Here is a 23,360-nt window from a genome sequence, read left to right on the forward strand (position 1 = left end):
GGACTCTGCGGAGGCCGACCACGTCGCCACCGGAGAGCAGAGCGAGAGGCTGGTGATGCGTATCCCTCGGGATTGCGAACTCGTGTATGTCATTTCCTCGTGCCGGTCGAGGCCGGCACTGTCGTAACCGTCACGAACCCCGGCGCCCCATGTGCCGGGGTTCCCTCTCGTAGCAACGAAGGGCACGTGGATCCCACACCCGACCGCGCTCCCGCGGTCACCAACGAACTCGACAACGACGACTACCCCGCCTTCAGCATGGGTCGCGCCGCTGCGGCGCTCGGGGTCACTCCTGCCTTCCTCCGCAGTCTGGACGACACGGGCCTCGTGGTGCCGCACCGTTCCGGGGGCGGTCACCGCCGCTACTCCCGGAACCAGCTCCGGCTCGTCGCGCGGGTGCGGGAACTGGTCGACAGCGGCACCGCGGTGGACGCGGCGTGCCGGATCGTCTACCTCGAGGATCAGCTCGCCGAAGCGCGAAGTCGCATTCCGAGCAAGTGAGGCACCCGGGTTCGGGTGGCGGCGATGTGAACGCAGACACGCCTCCGCGCCGCAGGGGCTACCCCTCGTATAGTCCCGGCGGCGCGGAGGTGCTGTGACCTCGGGCCTGCCGCTCGAACACCCCTCCGCGTGCTCGACGGCCGACCCTGTTCATTTGTTTCATTTGTTTCCCGACTGCCTGACACCTTACCATAAACCGGTCGATCGGTTTGTTGGATTCGAAGAATTCATCCGAGCGACCGACGGGGGACGAAAGCCGTTCCCGGCGTCCGATCCAGTCACTGGACACGGGCGTGCTCCGATTCGTCCGGGTCGTCTATAGTCCCTCGATAAAAGCAGTCCGGCCGGTTTGCAATGAAAGAAGCGACAATGACCGTGGATGCGGACGCAGTGCCCCGGAACAGTCCCGTCCTCGGTTTCGAGTCGACGGTGCCCAGGCGGTACGTCCACCGGCAATCGGTGTCGGAGGTGTTCCTGACGGACTGCACGTCCGCCGGCGCCGACCATCGATTCCTGCTGGGCGCGCAGTGGCCACGGCTGCACGGCTTCTACCGGACCGAAACCGGCCGATACGACACCATGCTGATCGCCGAGACCCTGCGCCAGACGGCGATCTACTTGGGGCACACGCAATATCGCGTTCCCCTCGGTCATCCGTTCGTCATGCAGACCCTGCGGGTGGACGCGGCGGTGCAGGCGCTCGCCATCGGTACCGGCGCCGCGGAGGTCGTCCTCGACGCCTGCCTGGAGGACCCGGTGTACCGCGGCGGGCTGCTGTCCCAGTTCGATCTGACGGTGGTGTTCGTCGTCGACGGACGACAGGTGGGCACGGGACAGGGAGTGGCGAACGTCCTCACCCCCGACGACTACCAGCGGCTGCGCTGGAACGGCACCGGCCCGCGCACGATCGGGGATCCCGTCTGCCCCCCGGCGATTCCCCCCGCCGTCGTCGGGCAGTCCCGGCCACTGGACGTCGTGCTCGGTCCGCAGTACGCCGAGAACCGCTGGCGCCTGCGGGTCGACGATCGTCATCCGGTCCTGTTCGACCACCCCAGCGATCACGTTCCCGGCATGCTCGTCCTCGAGGCGTTCCGGCAGAGCGCCCGCGCCGCATGCGGCCGCCCACACGCCGACGTCGACCTCATCGAGGCCGCCTACCACCGGTTCGTCGAACTGGACGAGCGGGCGAACGTGGTGGCGCGGATCGATCCGCACGATCCGTGGACCGTGCGGACCTCGGTCGAGCAGTGGGGCGAGGCGCTGGCGACCGGCACGGTGCGGCTCGCACCGGATCGGTCACGATGCTGACCGCCGCGTGGCGTTCAGTCGGCGGGCGGCGTCCAGCGGGCCCGACGGATCCGCGGGATCTCACCGTGGCGGTCTGCGGGCATTACGGCGGGCAGCAACAGGATCCACATCTCGTCGAGGCGCTGTTCGAGATCCTGCCGGTGGGTGAGGACGTTGGACACGAGCTGGACGCCGTTGTAGGCGGAGATCACGAACCGGGCCAGCATGGCCGCGTCGATCGTGTCGAGGATGTCGCCCTGGGCGATCGCCTGCTCGGTGAGCTTCTCGCAGGCGGCGATCCAGTCCAGGTACGGGCCGGTGGGACCGTCGGTGGCGCTGAGTTCGAGCGTCAGGCGGATGCCGGCCCGCACGATCGGCTCGTCGATCATCTGCCGCGCCATCTCGTGCGAGAGCATCACGATCTGCTCGAGTGCGGAAATGTCGAGGCCCGCGATGGCCTCGACCGCGGCGATCGAGATGCGATGCTGCTCCTCGATGACGACTTGGGCGAGTTCGTCCTTCGACCGGAAGTGGAAGTAGAGGGCGCCCTTGGTGATGCCCGAGCTCTCGACGATCGCGCCGAGGCTCGCGCCCTCGTAGCCCGACCGTTCGAAGTTCTCGGCCGCGCCGAGAACGATCTGCTGCCTGGTCGCCACCGCCCGCGCTTGCTGAGCCATCCGTCCTCACTCCGTTCCCACCCTGTGTTCCGACGAGGTGCATCGTGACGAACCCCATCGGGTTTCCCCCACCCGGCCGAATGGTACCCACAGTAATGGACCGCCGCCGCGACGAACGTTCGTCGCAACCCCTGCGAATCGCGCTGATCGGCGCCACCGGCTTCGTCGGGGGCGCCGTGCTCGCGGCGCTCACGGCGTCCGGCGTGCCCTGCACGGCCGTCGCGCGACGGCCGGACGAGCTGCCCCCCGCCGCGACGCGGAGGGCCGCGGCGGACCTGACCGAACCGTCGTCCCTGGACGCCGTGGTCGCCGCCGCCGACGTGATCGTGCACGCCGCCTCCTACACCGGATCGGACCCGCAGACGTGCGACGCGGTGAACCGTGCCGGGACCGGGAACCTCCTGGCCGCGGCGGCCCGGCAGCACCGGCCGCACGTGATCTACGTCAGCACGATCGGGGTCTACGGTCCCGGCCCGCACCGCGGTGTCGACGAGGATGCCGTCGTGCCGAATCCGGTCTCGGTGCTCAGCGAGAGCCGGCTCGCGGCCGAACTGGCCGTGCGTGATTACGGCGGCACCGTGGTGCGGGCCGCCTTCGTCTACGGGCCCGGAGACCGCTGGTTCGTGCCCGGCATCGCGCAGATCCTCACTCGCCTCGGCGCCTGGGTCGAGGACGGCCGCCCCCTGCTGTCGGTGATCTCGGTCGGCGATCTCGGCCGCCTGATCGCGGCACTCGCGGTCCGCGGCACCCGCCCCGGCTCCGGCGGCGATGTCCTGCACGCCGCCCACCCGGATCCGGTGAGTGTGCGGGCCCTCGCGTCGGCCTTCGCCCGCGACGCCGGATTCGACCTGCCCCGCACCAGTCTCGGGTACGACGAGGCCGTGGCCGTCGCGCCGGAGCGGGGACTGACCGAGCGGCACATAGATCTCGCCGGCCACGACCACTACTACGACGCGGCGCGCATCTGGCGGGAGACCGGGCTGCGGGTGCCGCCCCCTGCCTTCGGTCCATAGGGGCCCTCCCGGCGCGCGGGCTCGGTCCCGTTCCCGGCCACCGGGAACGACCGGGGCGCCTCGGGGCGCGACAGCTACCGTCGCGACGGTGACCACCGTTCCGGCTTCGAGTAGTACGTCGCATCCCCTGCTGTCCGGAAGAACGGCGATCGTCACCGGAGGGGCGAACGGCATCGGCGCGGCCGTCGTCCGGCTGTTCGCCGAGCACGGTGCCGGCGTCGTCCTCGTCGACACCGATCGTGGGGCGGCCGAGCGGCTGGCCGCCGGAATTCCCGGCGTGGTGCCGATCGTCGGCGACGCCGCGGACCCGGCCGTCGCGACGGAGGCCGCGAGCCATGCCCCGGACGTACTCGTCAACAACGTCGGTGACTTCCTCCGCCCGTCGACGCCCTTCGCGGAGGCCGACGAATCCGAATGGGAGGCCCTGGCCCGCGCCAATCTCGACCACGCCCTGCGGATGACCCGCGCCGTCCTTCCGGGCATGATCGACCGCGGCCGGGGCGGCTCCGTCGTCAACGTCACCACGGTCGAGGCGCACCGCGGCATTCCCGGGCACGTCGTGTACGGCACGTACAAGGCCGGGCTGCGGCACTTCACCCGCAGTCTCGCCGTCGAGGTCGGCCGGCACGGCATCCGGGTGAACGCGATCGCGCCCGACCTGATCGCGACGCCGCAGGTGCCGTACGAGCGGCTCGTGCCGGAGGCGGACCGGCACCGCTGGCCGGGGTGGGCGCCGCTGGGCGGCCCGGGCCGCCCCGAGGACGTCGCCGGACCGGCCCTGTTCCTCGCCTCCGACCTCTCCCGCTACGTCACGGGGTCCACCGTTCACGTCGACGGTGGCAGCTACGCGGCCGGCGGCTGGTTCCCGCGCGCCGACGGGTCGTGGACCAATCGTCCCCTAGCGCCCTGACCGGATCCTCTACACCCGAAGGGTTTTCGCGTGAACTTCCTCCCCCCGACGCTGAGCGTCAATCTCCCCAATTTCGGCGACGTGCTGGCCCGTGACAACTTCGCCCACCTCGTGGACGTCGCGGTCCGGGCCGAGGAATGCGGCGTGGACCGCGTGAACGTCACCGACCATGTCGTGATGGGAGCCGACACCTCCGGTTACGCGTGGGGACCGTTCGCCACCGAACCCGATGCGATGTGGCTCGAACCCATGACCGTGCTCGCGGTGATCGCCGGCCGGACCCGCACGATTCGCCTCGGCACCGGCGTGATCATCGCGGCGCTGCGGGGCGCCGCCGTGCTCGCCAAGACCGCGGCCACCCTGGACCACATGTCGGGTGGGCGGCTCGACCTCGGGGTCGGAACAGGCTGGCAGGAGAAGGAATACGAGGCCGCGGGACTGAGCTTCGCCGATCGTGGCCCGCTGCTCGACGACACGCTCGCCGCCTGCCGGGCGCTGTGGGAGCACGCCCCGGCCTCGGTGCAGCGCCCGAGCGTGGCGTTCACCGACGTGTACTGTGCGCCGCGTCCCGGCGGCCGTCGCATCCCGGTCTGGGTCTCGGGGTCGTTGTCGAAGCCGGTGATCCGCCGGCTCGCCCGGTGGGGCGACGGGTGGATTCCCATCATGGGTGCCGGCCCGGACGAGCTGCGCCGGGGCCGCGATCTGCTCCGCGGCGCGCTCGAGCGGGACGGCCGCGATCCCGACGTCCTGCAGATCCGCGGACGGCTGCAGGTGGTCCACGACTCGGCCGGCGAGATCGCCGTGCCCGCGACGGCGCAGGCGGTGAAGGAGCTTCTCGCCGTGGGTGTCACCGACGTGATGGTGCCGCTGACCCTGGTGCATCCCGATCCGGACCGGGCCGCGGACCGGCTCGCGACGCTCGTCACGGTGCTGCGGGAGGCGGCCCTCTAGCGGCGGCGTGCCGCCCACGCGGTGCGGCTGCCACGGACCGTCAGGTCGCCGCGGTGCAGCAGACCGTCGGGGCTGTCGGGCGCCAGCAGGGCGTCGAGGGTCTCGAGATCGTCGGTGGCCAGCCGGCCGTCGAGCGCGGCGCGGATGCGGGACAGGTAGGCGTGTGCGTAGCGGGCCGCGCTCGGTGGTGCCGGCGCCGCCGCCACGGTGAAGCTGCGCTGGGCGGTGAACTCGAAACCGGCCCGCTCCAGGTGGGTCCGCCAGTCCGGGTGCGCGTTCCAGCCCGCGCGCGCCAGGGCCTCGTGGCAGCGCCGCTCCAGGCCCGGCCTGCCCCGCCCGACGTCGTCGGGCAGGAACCGGGGCAACTCGTCCATCTCGACGACCACCAGCAGGCCACCGGGATTCAGTGCGGCGTGGAGGTCGCGCAGCACCCTGTCCGGGTCGGCGACCTCGTGCAGCGACGAGGCCGCCCACGCGACATCGACCGTACCGATCGAGGGCCAGGCGGCATCCAGGTCGGCGAGCACGACCCGGAGCCGCTCGGCCGTGCCGTGCTCGGCCGCGGCGGCGCGGACGCGTGCGAGCATCGACGCCGACCTGTCGACCGCGACGATCTCGGCGGCGGGGAAGCGGCGCCCGAGCGCCAGGCTGCCCGTGCCCGTTCCGGCGCCGACGTCGACGATCGTGCGCGGCCCCTGCGGGGCGTGCTGCTCGGCCCACGCGGTCACCCCGTCCAGGTACGAGCCCAGTACCTCCGCGTCCAGGTCCAGTAGTTCTGCCAGCCCGGGGTCGTGGTGTGCGTGCCGGCTGCCGGGGGGCTGATGATCGTGCGTCATGGCTGCCACGGTAGCGACTTCGATGCGTGAAGGGCATACCATCTTGCGTATGACGCAAGATCTCGATCTGGACGCCGTGATCCGCCGACGCATCCGCGGCCTGCGACTGGCCCGTGGCTGGTCGCTCGATTCGCTGGCGGCCCGCTGCCGGCTCAGCCCGTCGACGCTGAGCCGCATCGAGACCGGCAACCGTCGGATCGCTCTGGATCAACTGGTGCCGATTGCCCGGGCCCTGGGCACCACGCTCGATCAGCTCGTCGAATCCGCCGAGGACGAGGACGTGGTGATCCGGCCGCAGCCCGAGCACATGCCCGGGGTGACCACGTGGCTGCTGTCCCGGGAACGTGCCCTGCACGGCGTGACGGTGGCGAAGATGCGTATCACCCCCGACCGGTCCACCGGAACCGGTGCGGCGAAGGTGCATCCGGGCCGGGAGTGGTTCACCGTGCTCTCCGGCACGGCCCGACTGCAGCTGGGCGAGCGGACCGTGCTCGTGCGGACCGGCGAGGCCGCCGCGTTCTCGACGATGGTCCCGCACGTGATCGGTGCCCACGACGGTCCGGTGGAGATTCTCACGATCTTCGACCACGACGGCGAGCGTGCCCACCTCCACGGTGAGCACGACGCGTCGCGGCCGTGACGCCGGCGGCTACAGCGGTTTCAGAAAGTCGAAGAACCCGGGCGTGTGCACCTGCCGCAGCCGGGTGAGCGCGCGGTAGCTGATCAGCCACACGCCGTCGACCCTCCGGTACTCCTCGTGGTAGTGGCCCCAGCCGTGCAGGTGCTCCTCGACCGCTCCGTTCGTCCACCACAGTTGGTCCTCCATCGCCCAGATCCCGGTGGCCGTGGTGTCGGAGGTGAGCGTGATCTCGGGTGTGTGACCGTGGTGCGCGCTGGTGACCGGCGTGCCTCCGTCGAGCAGGTTCTCGATCGCGCGCCGCAGCGGTTCCCGGCCCACCACCCGGTTGGCGCGATCACCGGTCCGCGGCTGGGTGTCCTCGGGCAGGCCGCCCCACGTCTCGCTCACGACGTCCTCGGTGTGCAGCGTGGGATACAGGTCCCATTGCTTGGTGTCCATCACGCGAAGCCGCGCGGCGAAGAGCCGCTTGATCTCCTCGACGGCCAGCAGTTGTTCCGCGGCGGTCAGCGTCAGGGCCGGTTCCGTATGCTTCACAAGGGCTTTCCCTTCACTCGGTAGCGGATCGGAGCAGCCGCACCTCGCGGTCGGCGGTGAGGTCGACGACCAGTTCCCGGCGCGCGATGCGCCACCCCTCCGGCACGCGGCGGTACTCGTCCCGGTAGCGGACGGACACCGTGTAGTCCCGGTATCCGTCGCCGCTCGGGTACACGTGGTGCGCCTCGCAATACAGCTCGCCCCGGGCCCGGTCGCCGTCGAAGTCGATCACATGCTGGCCGAGGACGTGCCGGGTGGAGTGCAGGTGCGCGACCGCGGCGAGCACCCCCTCGGCGATCGGCCCTGCTCCGGTGAGCACCGGGTCGTGCCCGCGACGGACCAGTCCCGGCGGCTGCACGAACTCGGCGTCGTCGGCGAACAGCGAGCGCAGCACGGTCGGATCGCGCCGGTCGACGGCGCGGGCATACCGTGCGACGACGTCCGCGAGGGCGAGGCGGTCCTCGACGGGGCTGCTCATGCCGGCATTCTCCATCGCCCGCCGGCCGGCGCGCGTCCCTCGTCCCGCTGACCGGACGGCGCCGCGCCGGGGCGGGTGAAGCGCAGGACGGGGCAGGTGCCCGGATGGTCGGTGACGGTCACGACCAGGCCGGCGTTCTCGGTGACGGCGGGGAGCAGCGCGGCATACGTCGCGGCGAGCGCGTCGGCGAACGTGCGGCGGTGCGGTGTCACCGATCGCGCGGCGCCGGGACGCAGCACGGTCGCCGTCCCGGCGCCGGCGGGTGCGCGCTCGCCGGTGATCACCACGTGGTCGAACCGGTCGGCGGTGATCGCATCGTCGTGTTCGCCAACGCCGATCATCACCGCGATGTCCGTGGGGTCGAGCATGGCCTCGGCGGCCTCGGAGAGGACACGCACGGTGCGCGGCAGGCCCTGCGCCGGCATCAGGACGGCACGGTGCCCGGTGCCGACCGCGCTGACCCACGGCCCCAGCAGCGAGAACAGGGGAGCGGTGCGGGCTCCGAGGATGGCCACCGTCCCGGCGTCGTGGTGGGGGCCGCAGTGCCACAGCGCTCCGGACGGTCCGGGGATCCGGTAGGTGGGACGGGCGGCGGTGCCCCAGCCTTCCAGGGACTCCCGGACGCGGTGCAGCGCCGTCAGGGAGGTGACGATGTCGTCCATGACCACGTGCGACGGCAGCACACCGTCGAAGTCCGCGTGGACCGCCTCGGTCAGCGGCTTGTGGTGCCGCACGAGCACGTCGATCATCGCGCGGACGGTCCGGACGCGGTGCGCGGGATCGGTGGCCGGCGCGGTCGCGGGCGCACGGCGCTGCCGATCGAGTACAGCGGAAAGCTGCTCGGGGAACGAGGATTCCATGGGGCCTCCTGTCGTCACCGCCGCGTACCCGCCCGTGCCGGGCGCTAGGTCAGCGACGCTTCGTGGATCTCGCGGTCGAATGCGGGCAGCGGTCCCCCGGCGCGCAGGGTGGTCGCCAGCGCCGGATCGGCCAGGTGCAGCCGGCCGACGGCGATCAGGTCGAACTCCCCGCTGCCGAGACGCCGTTCGAGCTCGGGGATGTTGTCGTCGACCGGTGCCGAGCCGCTGATCCGGCTCTCCCGCAGCGACTTGCCGATACCGACGCTGCCGACGGCCATCGTCGTGACCCCGGTCAGCTGCTTCGCCCAGCCGGCGAGCGAGAGGTCGCTGCCCTCGAAGGCGGGCGTGTCGAAGCGCCGGATGCTCGCATCGAGGATGTCGACCCCGGCCTCGACGAGAGCGCCGAGGATCACCTTCAGCTCGTCGGGCGTCTCGGCGATGCGGGCGGTGTAGTTCTGCTGCTTGTGCTGCGAGAAACGGAACACGATGGGCAGGTCGTCGCCGATCTCGGCGCGCACGGCCTCGACCACCGCAGCGGGAAACCGGGTGCGGCGCTCGAGGTCGCCGCCCCAGGCGTCGGTGCGGGTGTTGGTGCCCTCCCACAGGAACGAGTCCAGCAGGTAGCCGTGCCCGCCGTGCAGCGCGATCCCGTCGAAGCCGACCTCCGCCGCGGCGGCCGCCGCGCGCGCATAGGCGGAGATCACGTCGGCGATGTCCTGCTCGGTCATCGCCTCCGTCGGGCGCGACGCCCGCGCGACGTAGTCGGCGGAATACGAGGTGACCCCCGGGGTGCCCCAGCTGCCCGAGGGGCGCATGGGCTTCAGTGCGGGGTCCACGGCGCTCATCGCACCCCACAGCGGCCCGACGTGCCACAACTGCGGGACGATCCGCCCGCCGGCTGCGTGCACCTCGTCCACGACCCGGCGCCAGCCCGCCAGCGCAGCCGCGCCGTGCATGCGGGGTACCCGCGGATTGTCCACGGCCGTCGGATGATCGACGGCCACCCCCTCGGTGACGATCAGGCCGGTCCCGCCCTCGGCCCGCCGGCGGTAGTAGGCGGCGACATCGTCGCCCGGCACGCCGTCGATCGAGTACGACCGCGTCATGGGTGACATGACGATGCGGTTCGCCAGTTCGAGCGAACGCACGCGGAGCGGGCGGAACAGCGGGGAGGAGGAAGCCATGCGGTCGAAAACCTCTCTCGGCAGGACGGTATGGAATCTCCCGCCTCTCGGCGGGACGGTCTGGAAGTGGCCCGCCGGCCGGGTACGACACCGGCCGGCGGGCCCGTGCGGCTCACATTTCCATGCGGTCCGGCCGGCGGCGACCCGGTGTCCCACTCAGTGCGATCGAGGAACGGGCCGGCGTCCCCGGCCGCGTCAGCGCAACTTGATGCTGCCGCCGTCGGCCATCAGCGTCTGGCCCGTCATGTACCTCGAATCGTCGGACGCGAGGAACACGACCACCGGGGCGATGTCCGTCTCGGGATCGCCGATCCGCTGCAACGGCACCTTCGCCGCCGCGGCGGCCGCCCGGTCGGGGAACGCCTGCTGCCAGGCGAGCACACCTTCCGTGGCGGCGAACGGGCACACGACGTTGACGCGGATGCCGTCGGCCGCCCACTCGTTCGCGGCCACGCGGCTCACCGCCCGGATCGCCTCCTTCGCCGCCGCGTACGACGTCTGCGTCGGCATGCCGTCGAGGGCGGATCCGGAGCCGAAGTTGACGACGGACCCGCGGGCCTGCTTCAACTGCGGGTGGCAGGCCTGCATGAGGTGCACGGTGGGGTAGAAGCCCGTGCCGAACGACAGGTCGAACATCTCCGCGGTGTGCTCGAGCAGCGGGGCCTGGCGGGACGCGTGCGCGTTGTTGACCAGGACGTCGATGCCTCCGAACGCCGCCACGGCGGCGTCCCGGATCCGCTCCGCGCTCTCGCGCCGGGAGATGTCGGCCTGCAGGAACTTCGCCTCGCCGCCGGAGTCGACGAGTTCGGTCTCGAGGGCGTGGCCGCGGTCGTCGTCGACGTCGACGAACAGCACGCGCGCGCCCTCGCGGACGAACACCCGGGTGACGGCGCGCCCGATCCCGCCCGCGCCGCCGGTCACGACGGCGGTTTTTCCGCTCAGTTTCACGACCGTGTCCTTCCGCTCAGGCGCCGACGGTCTCACCGGTGGCCAGCGCGACCTTCTCCAGTTCGGCCACACTGTAGGCCGAGTACGTCTCGTACGGTCCGCGACCGGAGAAGTAGGACGACAGCTGTCCGCCGAGTTCCTCGACGGTGAACGCGGAACCGGCGGCGTCGAAACGGTGCTCGACCTTGGGTGCTTCCATGAGCGCGACCATCTTGCCGTACACGACGAAGACCTGGCCGTTGACCTCGTCGGAGGCGGGGGAGGCGAGGTACCGGACCAGGGTGGCCACTCGCTCGGGCGCGAGCGGGTCCAGGCCCGACGCACCGGTGTTGTTCTCGCCGAACGCGTCCGCCGTCATGGCCGTGCGGGCGCGGGGGCAGATGGCATTGGCTCGCACCCCGTACCGCGACAGGCCCTGGGCGGTCGAGAGGGTCAGGGCCGTGATGCCGGCCTTGGCGGCCGAGTAGTTGGGCTGCCCGGCCGAGCCGAACAGGAACGCCTCGGAGGAGGTGTTGATCACGCGGCCGTAGACCGGGCCGTTCGCGTCCTTCGAAGCCTGCCGCCAGTGCACGGCCGCGGCGCGCGACGTCGCAGCGTGGCCCTTGAGGTGTACCCGGATCACGTCGTCCCAGTCCGACTCGGACAGGTTGAAGATCATCTTGTCGCGCAGGATGCCGGCGTTGTTGACCAGGATGTCCATCGAGCCGAACTCGGTGACCGCGGTGCGGACGAGTTCCTCGCCGAGTGCCCAGTCCGAGACGTCGCCGGTGACGGCGACGGCGCGGCCTCCGACGGCGCGGATCTCGTCGACGACGTCGTGGGTGGCGGCACCCATGTCGTTGACGACGACGGCGGCCCCGGCGTCGGCGAGGGCGAGGGCTTCGGCACGGCCGAGGCCGGCGCCTGCTCCGGTGACGACGGCGGCGCGGCCGTCGAGGGTCAGGTTCTGGGTCATGGTGGGCTCCTTGTGTCCGTGCGGGTATGCAGAACGATGACTGAAAACTAGTATTCATTCTATTGCTTGCACAAGGGTGTTCTCGGACCGCGGTCCCTCGGGTGGGAGGCGGTCCTCGAATCCTGCAGCCAGGCTGGGGGCCTGGCTCCTCGTTCGTCGCTATCCGGCCGTTGATCCAGGAATAGGAATATGTTCTACTGAATCTGCTGTGATCCGCGGCACACACGCGACGATCGCGTGGGCGTGCGCGTCCTCGCCCACCCACGAACTCCGGAAGGACCCGCGATGTCTCTGAACCTGGCCGACCTCACCGAGGCCGTCGTCGATGCGATACCCGACCGGACGGCCCTGAGCTGCGGGGACGAGTCCCGGACGTACGCCGAGTTCGACGCCCGCGCCAACCGGGTCGCGCATTACCTCGCGGCCGTCGGAGTGACCGCAGGTGATCATGTGGGCCTGCACATGCGCAACAGCCTCGAATTCCTCGAGGTCATGTTGGGCTGTTTGAAGATTCGCGCAGTACCCGTGAACATCAACTTCCGCTACGTGGGTGCCGAGCTCGTGCACCTCTACACCGATGCGGACCTCGTGGCACTCGTGCTCGACGACGAGTTCGCCGACGTCGCGGCGCAGGCCGTGCCGCACACCTCACGGCTGCGGCACATCGTCGTCGTCGGAAGCGCGGAGACGGCGGCGCTCGAACAGGCTGCGGCAGGTGCGGGTGCGACCGTGGTGCGGTATGCGGAGGCGGCGGAGAGCGCCTCGGCGGAGAGGGATTTCGGTGAGCGCAGCGGCGACGACCGGTACATCCTCTACACCGGCGGCACGACGGGCATGCCCAAGGGCGTGATGTGGCGGCACGAGGACTTCTACTTCGCGGCGCTGGCCGGCGGCAACCCGTACGGCGAACCGCACCGCAGCCCTGCCGATCTCGCCGCGGCCGCCGCGGCAAACGAGCACCCGATGTCCTATCTCGTCACGGCACCGCTCATGCACGGGGCTGCGATGTATTCGGTGCTGATGGGGTTGTTCACGGGTGCGAAGCAGGTGCTGATGCGGTCGTTCGAGCCGGTGGAGGCGCTACGCCTGATCGAACGGCACCGGATCGCGATCGTGATGGTGGTCGGCGACGCCATCAGCCGGCCGCTGGCCGACGCAGTGGCCGCACGCGGCAAGGAGTTCGACCTGAGTTCGCTGCTGGTCATCGGTTCCGGCGGGGCGCTGTGGTCGGCGAGTGTGCGCGCGCAACTGGCGGAGCTGCTGCCGAACGTCTACCTGCGCAACTCGTTCGGCTCGTCGGAGGCAGGCGCGACCGGCACCCTCGACGTCGGTTCGGACGGCCGTGCCCGGATCTCCCCGTCGCCGACGCTACGGGTGGTCGATACGGATCTGGCCGAGGTCGAGCCCGGCTCGGAGACCATCGGCTACCTCGCGCGCATCGGCCACGTTCCCCTCGGCTACTACAACGACCCGGACAAGTCCGCGGCGACGTTCCCCGAGCGCGACGGCGTGCGCATGTGCCTGCTCGGCGACCTGGCCACCGTGGAGCCGGACGGCTCGATCGTGGTACTCGGCCGCGGCTCGGCGTGCATCAACACCGGCGGCGAGAAGGTCTACGCGGAGGAGGTCGAGGAGGCCGTCAAGAGCCATCCAGCCGTCCTCGATGCGGTGGTGGCTGGAGTTCCGGATCCGCTACTGGGAGAACGGGTCTCGGTGGCCGTCCAGTTCCGTCCCGGTGTGGAAGCGCCCTCGGTCACGGAACTGGCCGATCACTGCCGGACCCTGATTGCCGGGTACAAGATCCCGAAGACGATCGTGCCGGTTCCCGAGGTGATGCGCTCACCGGCGGGGAAGGCGGACTATCGGTGGGCCAAGGCGACGCTCGAGAACGCGACCGTCGACGCCTGACGCCGTCGGACACGGAAGCGGCCGGCCCCACATCCGGGGCCGGCCGTTCCCGGTCTTCGGGGCACGTCAGCGGCCGGCTCGGGCGAGCAGCTCGCGCGCTTCGTCGCGGCCGTCGAGGACCCGTGCGGTGCGCTTGCGGATCCGCCACCGACCGTCGTTCTTGACGAGTTCGAAGCGGTTGGCCGTTACGCGCCAGACGCGGAAGCCGTTCTCGTCGTGACGCAGCAGCTGCGAATGGCAGGTGGCCACGGCCGTGTCACCCTCGACCCGGATGTGCACAGGGTCGAGGAGGTGTCCGCATCCTTCGTGGATGTAGTCCTGGTGCGGCCGCGTGCGCACCATCTCCATGATCTCCTCGCGGCCGTTCATGGTGCGCATGTCGACGTCGTAGACGGCGTCCTCGGTCCACAATTCGCCCACCGCCGCGGCGTCACCGGCATCGACGGCCGGGCCGTAGGCGGTGACGATCTCCTGGACGGCGATCTTGTCCTCGAGGAGCTGGACGCGGGCGAGGAGGGACTGGACGAGCTGTGCGGTGTCGGTCGCTGCGGTGTCGGTCATCGGGTCTCCTGTTCGGACGGTTCGGCCGGGGCGAAGTCCAGCCCCAGGTCGGTGCCGAGTGCCCGCAGGCACTCGAGTTGTTCGCAGTAGTGTTCGACGCCGGTCGCGGCGACGGTCGCCCCCACGACGGTGGCGCCGGCCTCGCGACGGCGTTCCAGGGACCGGACGGTGCGCTCGCGCGCGCCCAGCGGGTCGAGGGGCGCCCCGGTGTCGAGGACGACGTCGAAGCCCGCCGGGAGGTCCACCCGGCCCAGCATCGCGGTCAGGTCGGGCAGGGGCAGACCGAACGGCACCCAGCCGTCGCCGTGGGAGACGGCGCGGCGCAGCGAGCGCAGCGTGCGGCCCCCGATCCACAGCGGGACGCGGGATTGGACGGCGTGCGGCTCGACGAGCAGGTTCTGGAATTCGTAATAGGACCCGTGGTACTCCGGCAGGCGTCGGGACAACGCGGCGCGCAACGCGGCCAGGGCGTCGTCGGCGCGGGCGCCCCGGTCGTCGAACGGGGCGCCGAGGAGGTCGAACTCCTCGCGCAGGCTGCCCACCCCGAGGCCGAGCGTCAGCCGGCCGCCGCTGAGGACGTCGAGGGTGCCGTAGCGTTTGGCGATCGCGAGCGGGTGGTGGTAACCCAGGACGAGCACCTGGGTGGCGAGCCGGATGCGGTGCGTCCGGGCGGCGAGATAGCTCAGGGTGGCGAGCGGGTCCCAGTAGGTGCCTCCGCGGGTGTCCGCGATGTCCACCGGCACGGCGACGTGCTCACTGCAGGTCAGATGGTGGAAGCCGAGCCGATCGGCGGTCCGGGCCACCCGGACGAGGTCGTCGACGCCGGCGGCGCGTTCCCATGGTGAGTGCACGCCGGGGTGCTGGACCACGACGGGGCTGACGATTCCGATGCGCATGCGAGCCTCTCCGCTGCCGGGACTGGGAGGGTGTCGGTCCGTTGTACCGGACGGCATCGCTCCGTCGCGGCCGACGTTCCGATGAGCGGGATCCGGGTCGATCGTGGACGCGAGGCGCGCCAGGGTCGCAGGTGCGAGATTCGCGCCGCCGATCACTACTGGTGGCGAGAGTGAGCTGATACACTTTCAGAATTCATTTCAGTTTTCCCGCTCCCACCCCGGGAGCAGATGTATCGGGAGGCCGCAGATGGCAGTCGTCGAAGCAACGGAACCGACAGCTACCTCCGCCCCGCGGCGCGACGTGCCGCCGTCGATGGTCGAACGGATGACACTCATCCTCGACGCGTTCGAGGGCCGGTCCTCGCGGCTGACGCTGGAGGAGGTGGCCTGCCGCACCCGGCTGCCCCGCTCGACCGTGCACCGCATCCTCGATCAGCTCGTGAAGCTGAACTGGGTCGATCACGCATCCTTCGGCTACTGCCTCGGCCGGCGGGCGCTCGGTCTCGGCGGCGGGGACGGTGGGCACGGGGAGATCCGGGCGTCGGCGGCGCCGCTCCTGCACGAGCTGCACATGCAGACCGGCATGGTGGTCCACCTCGCCGTCCTCGACGGCGCCGAGAGCGTCTACCTCGACAAGGTCGGCGGCCGCTTCGCCGCGGCGCTGCCCTCGCGGGTCGGCGGCCGGGCACCGGCGTACACCACTGCCGGCGGCAAGGCGATGCTCGCGTGGCTCGAGCCCGAACGCGTGGACGACCTGTACGAGCGGCGCCTGGCCCGCCGCACCGAGCACACCATCGGTGACCTTGCGACCCTGCACCAGGAACTCAGCCGGATCCGGCAGCGGCGCGGTCTGTCGTTCGAGCGCAGCGAGTCCGTACGCGGCGTTGCCTGCGTCGCCGTCGCGGTGCGCGGGCACGACGGTCCGGTCGCCGCGATCTCGCTGTGTGGCGATGCCCGCACCGCGCAGCTCGAGCGGGTCGCGCCCCTCGTGGTGGATGCCGCCCGGGAGGTCTCCCGCAGCCTCTACCCGGAACTCGGCGCCCCGCGCCGGGGCCGCAGGGCACCCGAACCGCCCGAGAGCACGTGGTCCCCGGACGCGATGGACCGGTTGCTGTCGGTCCAGAGCGGGCAGTGGCTCTAGCGACCAGCGGCGCCAGCGGTCACCAGCTCTGATCGAGACCGCGGCCTGGGCCCCGCCGACAGTGGTTCGTCGGCGCGTCCTGCGCCGCCCCCGGCGGACTGCACCCAGACCGTCGACGCGCGTGATCCGGCGCCCAACATGTCGAGGATCGGCTGCGGCCGCCGGCGGAACAGCCGATACGGTATGCCGCGGTCCGCGGCACTCCCAGTCGACTTCTGTCCGTGCCGGTGCACTCGAATTCGGTTTCGGACGGGCGGGTGTCATTGCCGCGGATCGGTGACACCGGCTGGTTCGACGCCTCAGTTCCGCACCGCATCCGATCGGTCGCAACCGAGCCCTCCGAGGCGCTCGTGGTGACCAACGATGTTCCCGTGCAACAGCGGGACAACGAGGGCATGGCGGGCAGGCGGTCGACCCGACCGAGGATGCGATCGCCGAGGCCGTGTCGGCCGAGCACCACAGGCGCATGGCCGCCGTGCTCGACGACTTCACTGCCGCCGCTGCACCGGTGTTCGAGCGGATGGCCCGGCTGGGACACATCAGGATCTGCGCAACGACCTGGATTCCAGCCAAGTGGCCTTCGTGACGGTGGCTGCCATCCGCGGGGTGGAGGAGGTGTGACCACCGACCACTGAATTCACCAGGCACACAGCGGTCTTCACCGGTTTACTACCGACACCGCCGGATCAGGGCGCATGAAGTGCCGACGGGAGTACCCGGAGCAACCCCCGCGCCGAGCGGATGTCGGATGCTCTCCTCGCGCGGCGCCAGTCCGTGCCTGCTTCTCGGGCGCGCGGTACCCAGCCCGCGCGCGTTCCGTGCGGCGCTCGGCCCGGCTGCCACCGCGAGTGCTCGTGCGGGGTCCGGGCTGCAATCCGCTGCAACGTTGAGTGGGCTCGCCCCCTCTCCCTACATTCGTGGCCTGGGTTACACGGCGTGAGACGAGAACCGTCCCGAAGTCTCGTCACGCTCGGGGCCTGAACCTGTGCGGCCGGCCCTCGGACAGAAAGTAGAGGAGAGCAATGGCGCTGAACAAGAGTGCATTACTGAGCGCGTATCGGAAGATGTCGGAGATCCGCGAATTCGAGGACCGGTTGCACGAGGAGAACGCGACCGGCGACATCCCGGGGTTCATCCACCTGTACTCGGGGCAGGAAGCGATCGCAGTCGGTGTGTGCGAGAACCTGAACGACACCGACTACATCGGCTCCACCCACCGCGGGCACGGCCACTGCATTGCCAAGGGGTGTGACCTCGACGGGATGATGGCCGAAATCTTCGGCAAGAACGACGGATTGTGCCACGGCAAGGGCGGATCGATGCACATCGCCGACCTGTCGGTCGGCATGCTCGGCGCGAACGCGATCGTCGGCGGTGCCCCGTCGCTGGCGATCGGCGCTGCGCTGAGCGCCAAGACCCTGGGGAACGGCGGTGTCGCGGCCTCGTTCACCGGCGACGGCGGATCCAATCAGGGCACCGTATTCGAGGCCATGAACATGGCGGTCGTGCTCGAGTTGCCGATCGTCTTCGTCATCGAGAACAACGGATTCGGTGAGGCCACCGGCCGCGACTATGCGGTCGGCACACCGAGTATCGCTGGGCGGGCCGCGTCGTTCGGGATGCCCGCCACCACCGTCGACGGTACCGACTTCTTCGAGGTCCACGAGGCAGCGCGCGAGGCGGTCGAGCGAGCCCGCAGGGGAGGCGGTCCCTCCACCATCGAGGCGGTGGCACACCGCTGGCACGGCCACTTCGAGGGCGACGCCCAGCTGTACCGCACCGCGGACCAGGTCGCCGAACTCCGCAGGACCCAGGATCCGCTGGTGAAGTTCCGCGCGAAGGTCGACGGCAAGAAGGTCACCGCGAAGGAACTCGATGCGATCGACGCCGAGGCTCGTGAACGGGTCGACGTCGCCGTCACGAAGGCGCGAGCTGCCGAGTATCCGCCGCTGACGAACCTGCTGACCGACGTCTACGTGTCGTACTGAGAGAGAGAACGAAAATGACCACGTCGAAGACGACATATCGCGAAGCGATCAAGGCCGCACTCGCACAGGAGATGCAGCGGGACGCGACGGTCGTGCAGATCGGTGAGGACCTGCGCGGTGGTCACGCCGGCACCAATCCGGAACTCGAGTCCGGGAAGGTAGAGGCGTTCGGCGGTGTGCTGGGGGTGACGAAGGGTCTGTGGACCGAGTTCGGTTCCGACCGTGTCATCGACACCCCGATCACCGAGTCCGCGATCATCGGCATGGCAGCCGGCGCTGCTCTGACCGGGCTGCGGCCGGTGGCCGAGTTGATGTTCATGGACTTCTTCGGAGTCTGCTACGACGCGCTCTACAACCAGGCGGCGAAGTTCCGGTACATGTTCGGCGGCAAGGCCCGTACCCCGCTGGTGGTGCGGGGCATGATCGGCGCCGGATTCTCCGCCGCCGCTCAGCACTCGCAGTCACCGTACAACGTGTTCGCCGCCGTTCCCGGCCTCAAGGTCGTCGCCCCGTCGAACGCCTACGACGCCAAAGGCCTGCTGATCCAGTCGATTCGCGACGACGATCCGGTCGTGTTCTGCGAACACAAGACACTCTACGACGTCAAGGGCGAGGTTCCGGACGAGCCGTACACGATCCCGTTCGGTGTCGCCAACTACACCCGCGAAGGCACGGACGTCACGATCATCGCGCTGTCGGCGATGGTGAACGCCGCCAACACCGCCGCGGACAAGCTGGCCGCCGAGGGGATCTCCGTCGAGGTCGTCGACCCCCGCACGGTGTCGCCGCTCGACGAGGAGGGCATCCTCGAATCCGTGGCCTCCACCGGCCGGGTAGTGATCGCCGACGAGTCCGCGGCGCGCTGCGGGTTCGGTCACGACGTCGCCGCGCTGATCGCGACGCGTGCTTTCGGGTCACTGAAGGCGCCGATCGAACTGGTCATCCCGCCGCACACTCCGGTGCCGTTCTCCCCGGTCCTCGAGCAGGCGTGGCTGCCGAACGCGGCTCGGATCGAGGCCGCCGTCCGCAAGGTTGTGAGTGCCTGACATGAGTGAGATCAAATTGATCGAAGTTCCGAAGTGGGGCCTGTCCATGGAGGAAGGCACCGTGGCGGAGTGGCTGGTCGAGGAGGGAGCGTCCTTTTCGAAGGGCGACCTGATCTGCGAGATCGAGACCAGCAAGATCGCCAACCAGTTGGAGGCGCCGTTCGACGGGGTGCTCCGACGGGTCGTCGCCAAGCCGGGGGAGACGTTGCCGGTCGGTGCGGTGCTGGCGGTGTCGGCCGAGGCTGCAGTCTCCGACGCCGAAATCGAGGAATTCCTCGCCGGCATCGGGGCGGATCAGGTGCCGACCCCGGCCGAGTCCGGGCGCTCACCGGCCGGACAGCCCGCCCCCGCGCAGCCGGATCTCGAGAGCAGCCCGCCGGCGCCGGCGGCCCACGAATCGGTACCGGTGACCGGGGCGACCACCGGGTCCCGTCAGCGGCCCGGTGCGACGATCGTTCCCGATGCCCTGCGAGGACGGACGAACGGTGACGTGTTCGCGACCCCGCACGCCCACCGCTTGGCGGACGAGTTGTCGATCGACCTGGCCCGTGTGACGGGGACCGGCCGGGACGGCCGGATCTCCGTTGCCGACATCCACGACACGATCCGGGCGGCCGGTGGAACCGTCGCACAACCGCCGTCGCCGACGCGGTCAGGTATACCGGGACGTTCCTTCGAGGACGACAGCACCGTCCCGGCCACCCCCGTGGCCCGACGTCTGGCCGCATCCCTCGGGATCAACCTGCACGACTGCCGGGCCACCGGGTCACGCGGCCGGGTGTGTGAGGCCGACGTCCGCGAGGCCGAGTGCCGGTTCCGGCTGCAACCGGAAGTCGTCGCAGCGCCCGAACCCGTCGCGGAGGCGGAGTTCGAGACGATTCCGTTCACCGCGATGCGCAAGGCGATCGGGCAGCGGTTGCAGGAGTCGAAACGCAGCGCCCCGCACTTCCGGCTCACCGCGGACCTGCAGATCGACGATCTTCTGGCCTTGCGGGCAAAGATCAATGCAACCGTTCCGGCCGTCAAGCTGTCGGTCAACGATTTCGTCGTCAAGGCGTGTGCCGCGGCGCTGCGGAAGGTGCCCGATGTCAACGTTCAGTTCGACGAGGCGACACAGTCGGTGCTGCGCTATGCAAGTGCCGACATCTCGGTGGCTGTCGCACTGCCGTCGGGTCTGATCACCCCGATCGTGCGCGGTGCCGACGGCAAGACTCTCGCCGAGATTTCCGGGGAGGTGCAGTCACTGGTGACCAAGGCCAAGACCGGGAAACTGGCGGTCGACGAGTTCCAGGGCGGCACCTTCACGGTGTCCAATCTCGGCATGTTCGGTGTGCGGGAATTCGACGCGATCATCAACCCACCGCAGGGCGCCATCCTCGCGGTCGGTGCCGCACAGGAGCGTCCCGTCGTTGTCGACGGTCAGGTCGTTGCGCGCACGATGCTCACCGTCACGCTCTCGTGCGACCACCGGGTGATCGACGGCGCGCTCGGCGCGACCTTCCTGCGAGAACTCCGGCGTTTCGTCGAGTCACCCGCGCTGATGCTGGTCTGAGAGGTACACCATGACAGAGAAATACGACGTCCTCGTCGTCGGCAGCGGGCCGGGTGGCTATGTCGCCGCAATCCGTGCCGCGCAGCACGGTCTGCGCACCGCCGTCGTCGAGCGGGACCGGCTCGGCGGGATCTGCCTGAACTGGGGGTGCATCCCTACCAAAGCGTTGCTGCACGGTGCCGATGTCGCCCACACGCTGGCGAACCTTCGGCCGCTCGGGTTCAGTGCGAGTGGTGTGGAATTCGACATGGCACGCCTCGTCGAGTTCAGCCGGTCGGTGTCGGGGCGACTGTCCGACGGCATCGGCTACCTGATGAAGAAGAACGGCATCGACGTCGTCCGGGGGTCGGCGCGGCTGCTCGACAAGGGAGTCGTCGCAGTGACGGCCGCGGACGAGTCGGTGTCCGAGTATCGGGCCGACCACGTCATCCTGGCCACCGGAGCCCGGCCGCGTTCGGTTCCCGGTGTCGTGCCTGACGGCGACCGGGTCTGGACATACTTCGATGCTCTGGTCCCGTCGGAGCTGCCGAAGTCATTGCTGGTCATCGGATCCGGTGCCATCGGCGTCGAATTCGCGAGTCTGTACAACGATCTCGGGACTGACGTCACCCTCGTCGAATTGGCCCCGCAGATCATGCCGGTCGAGGATGCTGCCGTCGCAGGCCATGTACGGCGGCAGTTCGAGAAGCGAGGCATCGGGATTCACACCGGCGCCTCGGTGTCCGAACTGACGGTCGGCACGGATGCCGTCACCGTGGCCGTCCGGTCGGCCGACGGAACGATCGATGAAGCGACCGTGGACAGAGTTCTCGTTGCGGCCGGAATCCAGGGCAACGTCGAGGGTCTCGGCCTCGAGGAACTCGGTGTCGAAGTCGATCGCGGATTCGTCACCACCGACCAGTGGTGTCGCACTACCGCATTCGGCGTGTACGCGATCGGTGACGTGGCGGGCGCACCCTGCCTCGCCCACAAGGCCAGCCACGAAGCCGTGCTGTGTGTGGACAGGCTCGCCGGTGCGGATCACGTCCGGCCGTTGGACCGCGACTACGTTCCGGGCTGTACCTACGCGAGGCCGCAGGTCGCCAGCCTCGGTCTCACCGAAGAACGAGCGCGTGCGACCGGCCGTCGCCTGCAGATCGGGCAGTTCGATCTGCAGGCGTCCGGAAAGGCGCGCGCGATCGGCGAAGCCGACGGCTTCGTGAAGACGATCTTCGACGCCGACAGCGGCGAACTCCTCGGTGCCCACATGGTCGGCCCGGATGTCACCGAGCAGATTCAGGGATTCGGCATCGCTCGATCCCTGGAGGCGACCGCCGACGATCTCGCCGAGGTCGTCTTCGCGCACCCGACACTATCGGAGGCGATGCACGAATCGGTTCTGGCCGCACTGGGCCGTCCGATCAACATGTAGCAAGTCCCGCCGAACCGCGGACCCGGGTGGGACCGTGGTTCGGCGGGAACTCACGCCCAGGAATCGAACAAAACGTGAATCCCATACCTGGAACATCACCCGAGGGGCCGGTTCCGTCGGGCCGCAGATTGCTTCGACTGGAGGTCCGCAATGCGCAAACCCCCATCGAACGCAAGCCGAACTGGATCAAGACCCGCGTCAAGACGAGTCCTGCGTACGCCGAACTCGAGAGCCTGGTCGAACGCGAAGGACTGCACACGGTGTGTGCGGAAGCCGGCTGCCCCAACATCTTCGAATGCTGGGAAGACCGCGAAGCCACGTTCCTGATCGGCGGTCGGCAGTGCACGCGCCGCTGCGACTTCTGCCAGATCGACACCGGCAAACCCACCGACCTCGACCGGGACGAGCCCCGCCGCGTCGCCGAGTCCGTGCACGCGATGGGACTTCGGTACTCCACCATCACCGGGGTTGCCCGCGACGACCTGCCCGACGGCGGCGCCTGGCTCTACGCCGAAACCGTCCGACAGATCCACGCCCTCAACCCCGGGACCGGCGTCGAGAATCTCGTCCCCGACTTCAGCGGAAGGCCCGACCTGCTGGCTGAGGTGTTCGACTCCCGGCCCGAGGTGCTCGCCCACAACCTCGAGACCGTGCCGCGGATCTTCAAGCAGATCCGCCCCGCGTTTCGCTACGAACGCTCGCTCGGTGTGCTCGCCGCGGCCCGCGACTTCGGCCTGATCACCAAGTCGAACCTGATCCTCGGTATGGGGGAGACCCCACAGGAAGTGCAGCAGGCGATGATCGACCTGCACGATGCCGGCTGCGACATCCTCACCATCACCCAGTATCTGCGTCCCTCGCCGCGGCACCACCCGGTAGAGCGGTGGGTCGAGCCGGAAGAATTCGTCGAGTACTCGAAGGCCGCCGAGGAGGTCGGTTTCGCCGGCGTCCTGGCGGGGCCGCTCGTGCGTTCCTCGTACCGCGCCGGCCGCCTCTACGCCGACGCCATGGCTCACCACCGCCGTGAACTCGCGGCTCCCCTCAGCCATCTCGCCGAAGCGCACCCGTCAGGAGATTGACCAC

Annotated in this window: 23 protein-coding genes; 13 read left to right on the forward strand and 10 right to left on the reverse strand. The window is 69.9% G+C overall.

Going from position 1 to position 23,360, the window contains the following annotated elements; all coding sequences use genetic code 11:
• Positions 1–186 precede the first annotated feature (186 nt).
• Both CQZ88_RS07250 and CQZ88_RS07255 read left to right on the forward strand, forming a co-directional pair.
• A complete protein-coding gene (locus CQZ88_RS07250) occupies positions 187–501 on the forward strand; it encodes a helix-turn-helix domain-containing protein (RefSeq protein WP_029545995.1) in 315 nt (104 codons plus the stop codon).
• Between the two features lie 369 nt (positions 502–870).
• Positions 871–1,809: a ScbA/BarX family gamma-butyrolactone biosynthesis protein gene (locus CQZ88_RS07255; RefSeq protein ID WP_006931605.1), complete on the forward strand. Its 939-nt coding sequence runs from the start codon at positions 871–873 to the stop codon at positions 1,807–1,809.
• A 14-nt stretch (positions 1,810–1,823) separates the two neighbouring features.
• Here CQZ88_RS07255 and CQZ88_RS07260 read toward each other — a convergent pair whose 3' ends face one another.
• Complete coding sequence (locus tag CQZ88_RS07260) at positions 1,824–2,465, reverse strand: ScbR family autoregulator-binding transcription factor (RefSeq protein ID WP_006931603.1); 642 nt, start codon at positions 2,463–2,465, stop codon at positions 1,824–1,826.
• A gap of 95 nt (positions 2,466–2,560) precedes the next feature.
• Between CQZ88_RS07260 and CQZ88_RS07265 the strand changes: the two genes are divergently transcribed.
• The 3 genes from CQZ88_RS07265 to CQZ88_RS07275 all read left to right on the forward strand — a co-directional run bounded on the left by CQZ88_RS07265 (position 2,561) and on the right by CQZ88_RS07275 (position 5,339).
• The gene (locus tag CQZ88_RS07265; protein ID WP_102799491.1) at positions 2,561–3,478 is read left to right on the forward strand and encodes an NAD(P)-dependent oxidoreductase; all 918 of its coding nucleotides are present in this window, start codon (positions 2,561–2,563) and stop codon (positions 3,476–3,478) included.
• An 88-nt stretch (positions 3,479–3,566) separates the two neighbouring features.
• Positions 3,567–4,388, forward strand: coding sequence for an SDR family NAD(P)-dependent oxidoreductase (locus CQZ88_RS07270; RefSeq protein WP_102799492.1), 822 nt, complete (start codon positions 3,567–3,569; stop codon positions 4,386–4,388).
• A gap of 30 nt (positions 4,389–4,418) precedes the next feature.
• Positions 4,419–5,339: a TIGR03619 family F420-dependent LLM class oxidoreductase gene (locus CQZ88_RS07275; RefSeq protein WP_102799493.1), complete on the forward strand. Its 921-nt coding sequence runs from the start codon at positions 4,419–4,421 to the stop codon at positions 5,337–5,339.
• On the opposite strand, the gene CQZ88_RS07280 is transcribed toward CQZ88_RS07275, so the two are convergent.
• The gene (locus CQZ88_RS07280) at positions 5,336–6,175 is read right to left on the reverse strand and encodes a trans-aconitate 2-methyltransferase (RefSeq protein WP_102799494.1); all 840 of its coding nucleotides are present in this window, start codon (positions 6,173–6,175) and stop codon (positions 5,336–5,338) included. The two genes, CQZ88_RS07275 and CQZ88_RS07280, sit on opposite strands and share 4 nt — an antisense overlap.
• Before the next feature lie 49 nt (positions 6,176–6,224).
• Here CQZ88_RS07280 and CQZ88_RS07285 point away from each other — a divergent pair, with 49 nt between their 5' ends.
• Positions 6,225–6,815, forward strand: coding sequence for a helix-turn-helix domain-containing protein (locus CQZ88_RS07285; protein ID WP_102799495.1), 591 nt, complete (start codon positions 6,225–6,227; stop codon positions 6,813–6,815).
• 9 nt (positions 6,816–6,824) lie between these two features.
• Here CQZ88_RS07285 and CQZ88_RS07290 read toward each other — a convergent pair whose 3' ends face one another.
• From CQZ88_RS07290 to CQZ88_RS07315, 6 genes are all read right to left on the reverse strand, one after another.
• Positions 6,825–7,349: a nuclear transport factor 2 family protein gene (locus CQZ88_RS07290; protein ID WP_102799496.1), complete on the reverse strand. Its 525-nt coding sequence runs from the start codon at positions 7,347–7,349 to the stop codon at positions 6,825–6,827.
• Between the two features lie 13 nt (positions 7,350–7,362).
• Entirely contained in the window at positions 7,363–7,827 is a 465-nt protein-coding gene (locus CQZ88_RS07295) for a nuclear transport factor 2 family protein (RefSeq protein WP_102799497.1), read from the reverse strand.
• Positions 7,824–8,687 (reverse strand): coniferyl-aldehyde dehydrogenase, encoded by an 864-nt coding sequence (locus CQZ88_RS07300; protein ID WP_102799498.1) that lies wholly within the window; start codon positions 8,685–8,687, stop codon positions 7,824–7,826. Before CQZ88_RS07300 ends, CQZ88_RS07295 begins: the two co-directional genes overlap by 4 nt.
• 44 nt (positions 8,688–8,731) lie before the next feature.
• Entirely contained in the window at positions 8,732–9,871 is a 1,140-nt protein-coding gene (locus CQZ88_RS07305; RefSeq protein WP_006931588.1) for an FMN oxidoreductase, read from the reverse strand.
• A gap of 195 nt (positions 9,872–10,066) precedes the next feature.
• Entirely contained in the window at positions 10,067–10,819 is a 753-nt protein-coding gene (locus tag CQZ88_RS07310; RefSeq protein WP_043798646.1) for an SDR family NAD(P)-dependent oxidoreductase, read from the reverse strand.
• A gap of 16 nt (positions 10,820–10,835) precedes the next feature.
• A complete protein-coding gene (locus CQZ88_RS07315) occupies positions 10,836–11,774 on the reverse strand; it encodes a 3-oxoacyl-ACP reductase (protein ID WP_102799499.1) in 939 nt (312 codons plus the stop codon).
• Between the two features lie 285 nt (positions 11,775–12,059).
• Here CQZ88_RS07315 and CQZ88_RS07320 point away from each other — a divergent pair, with 285 nt between their 5' ends.
• Positions 12,060–13,682 (forward strand): acyl-CoA synthetase, encoded by a 1,623-nt coding sequence (locus tag CQZ88_RS07320; protein WP_050035891.1) that lies wholly within the window; start codon positions 12,060–12,062, stop codon positions 13,680–13,682.
• 66 nt (positions 13,683–13,748) lie between these two features.
• On the opposite strand, the gene CQZ88_RS07325 is transcribed toward CQZ88_RS07320, so the two are convergent.
• A complete protein-coding gene (locus CQZ88_RS07325; protein WP_006944203.1) occupies positions 13,749–14,243 on the reverse strand; it encodes a nuclear transport factor 2 family protein in 495 nt (164 codons plus the stop codon).
• Positions 14,240–15,139 carry a TIGR03619 family F420-dependent LLM class oxidoreductase gene (locus CQZ88_RS07330; protein WP_102799500.1) on the reverse strand — a complete coding sequence of 300 codons (900 nt, stop codon included), beginning with the start codon at positions 15,137–15,139 and terminating at the stop codon, positions 14,240–14,242. Before CQZ88_RS07330 ends, CQZ88_RS07325 begins: the two co-directional genes overlap by 4 nt.
• Before the next feature lie 247 nt (positions 15,140–15,386).
• Between CQZ88_RS07330 and CQZ88_RS07335 the strand changes: the two genes are divergently transcribed.
• The 6 genes from CQZ88_RS07335 (at position 15,387) to lipA (ending at position 23,356) form a co-directional block, all read left to right on the forward strand.
• Positions 15,387–16,280, forward strand: a complete 894-nt coding sequence (locus tag CQZ88_RS07335) for an IclR family transcriptional regulator (RefSeq protein ID WP_043798636.1) — start codon at positions 15,387–15,389, stop codon at positions 16,278–16,280.
• Positions 16,281–17,302: 1,022 nt separating this feature from the next.
• Complete coding sequence (locus CQZ88_RS07340; protein WP_006944220.1) at positions 17,303–18,268, forward strand: thiamine pyrophosphate-dependent dehydrogenase E1 component subunit alpha; 966 nt, start codon at positions 17,303–17,305, stop codon at positions 18,266–18,268.
• Between the two features lie 14 nt (positions 18,269–18,282).
• Entirely contained in the window at positions 18,283–19,314 is a 1,032-nt protein-coding gene (locus tag CQZ88_RS07345) for an alpha-ketoacid dehydrogenase subunit beta (RefSeq protein WP_102799501.1), read from the forward strand.
• A 1-nt stretch (position 19,315) separates the two neighbouring features.
• Complete coding sequence (locus CQZ88_RS07350; RefSeq protein WP_102799502.1) at positions 19,316–20,866, forward strand: 2-oxo acid dehydrogenase subunit E2; 1,551 nt, start codon at positions 19,316–19,318, stop codon at positions 20,864–20,866.
• A gap of 10 nt (positions 20,867–20,876) precedes the next feature.
• The gene (lpdA, locus tag CQZ88_RS07355; protein WP_006944224.1) at positions 20,877–22,277 is read left to right on the forward strand and encodes a dihydrolipoyl dehydrogenase; all 1,401 of its coding nucleotides are present in this window, start codon (positions 20,877–20,879) and stop codon (positions 22,275–22,277) included.
• 74 nt (positions 22,278–22,351) lie between these two features.
• The gene (gene lipA / locus CQZ88_RS07360) at positions 22,352–23,356 is read left to right on the forward strand and encodes a lipoyl synthase (RefSeq protein WP_044476367.1); all 1,005 of its coding nucleotides are present in this window, start codon (positions 22,352–22,354) and stop codon (positions 23,354–23,356) included.
• Positions 23,357–23,360 lie beyond the last annotated feature (4 nt).

The organism is Rhodococcus sp. ENV425 (genome assembly GCF_002887785.1).
Lineage (GTDB): Bacteria > Actinomycetota > Actinomycetes > Mycobacteriales > Mycobacteriaceae > Rhodococcus > Rhodococcus aetherivorans.

What these genes read in the sequence shown, in the direction of transcription:
- CQZ88_RS07340 (WP_006944220.1), top strand. Translation starts at nt 17,303, where the DNA reads ATGGCGCTGAACAAGAGTGCATTACTGAGCGCGTATCGGAAGATGTCG.
- lpdA (WP_006944224.1), top strand. Translation starts at nt 20,877, where the DNA reads ATGACAGAGAAATACGACGTCCTCGTCGTCGGCAGCGGGCCGGGTGGC.
- CQZ88_RS07285 (WP_102799495.1), top strand. Translation starts at nt 6,225, where the DNA reads ATGACGCAAGATCTCGATCTGGACGCCGTGATCCGCCGACGCATCCGC.
- CQZ88_RS07280 (WP_102799494.1), bottom strand. Translation starts at nt 6,175, where the DNA reads ATGACGCACGATCATCAGCCCCCCGGCAGCCGGCACGCACACCACGAC.
- CQZ88_RS07325 (WP_006944203.1), bottom strand. Translation starts at nt 14,243, where the DNA reads ATGACCGACACCGCAGCGACCGACACCGCACAGCTCGTCCAGTCCCTC.
- CQZ88_RS07350 (WP_102799502.1), top strand. Translation starts at nt 19,316, where the DNA reads ATGAGTGAGATCAAATTGATCGAAGTTCCGAAGTGGGGCCTGTCCATG.
- CQZ88_RS07305 (WP_006931588.1), bottom strand. Translation starts at nt 9,871, where the DNA reads ATGGCTTCCTCCTCCCCGCTGTTCCGCCCGCTCCGCGTGCGTTCGCTC.
- CQZ88_RS07265 (WP_102799491.1), top strand. Translation starts at nt 2,561, where the DNA reads ATGGACCGCCGCCGCGACGAACGTTCGTCGCAACCCCTGCGAATCGCG.
- CQZ88_RS07330 (WP_102799500.1), bottom strand. Translation starts at nt 15,139, where the DNA reads ATGCGCATCGGAATCGTCAGCCCCGTCGTGGTCCAGCACCCCGGCGTG.
- CQZ88_RS07300 (WP_102799498.1), bottom strand. Translation starts at nt 8,687, where the DNA reads ATGGAATCCTCGTTCCCCGAGCAGCTTTCCGCTGTACTCGATCGGCAG.
- CQZ88_RS07315 (WP_102799499.1), bottom strand. Translation starts at nt 11,774, where the DNA reads ATGACCCAGAACCTGACCCTCGACGGCCGCGCCGCCGTCGTCACCGGA.
- CQZ88_RS07295 (WP_102799497.1), bottom strand. Translation starts at nt 7,827, where the DNA reads ATGAGCAGCCCCGTCGAGGACCGCCTCGCCCTCGCGGACGTCGTCGCA.
- CQZ88_RS07260 (WP_006931603.1), bottom strand. Translation starts at nt 2,465, where the DNA reads ATGGCTCAGCAAGCGCGGGCGGTGGCGACCAGGCAGCAGATCGTTCTC.
- CQZ88_RS07320 (WP_050035891.1), top strand. Translation starts at nt 12,060, where the DNA reads ATGTCTCTGAACCTGGCCGACCTCACCGAGGCCGTCGTCGATGCGATA.
- CQZ88_RS07345 (WP_102799501.1), top strand. Translation starts at nt 18,283, where the DNA reads ATGACCACGTCGAAGACGACATATCGCGAAGCGATCAAGGCCGCACTC.
- CQZ88_RS07255 (WP_006931605.1), top strand. Translation starts at nt 871, where the DNA reads ATGACCGTGGATGCGGACGCAGTGCCCCGGAACAGTCCCGTCCTCGGT.
- CQZ88_RS07335 (WP_043798636.1), top strand. Translation starts at nt 15,387, where the DNA reads ATGGCAGTCGTCGAAGCAACGGAACCGACAGCTACCTCCGCCCCGCGG.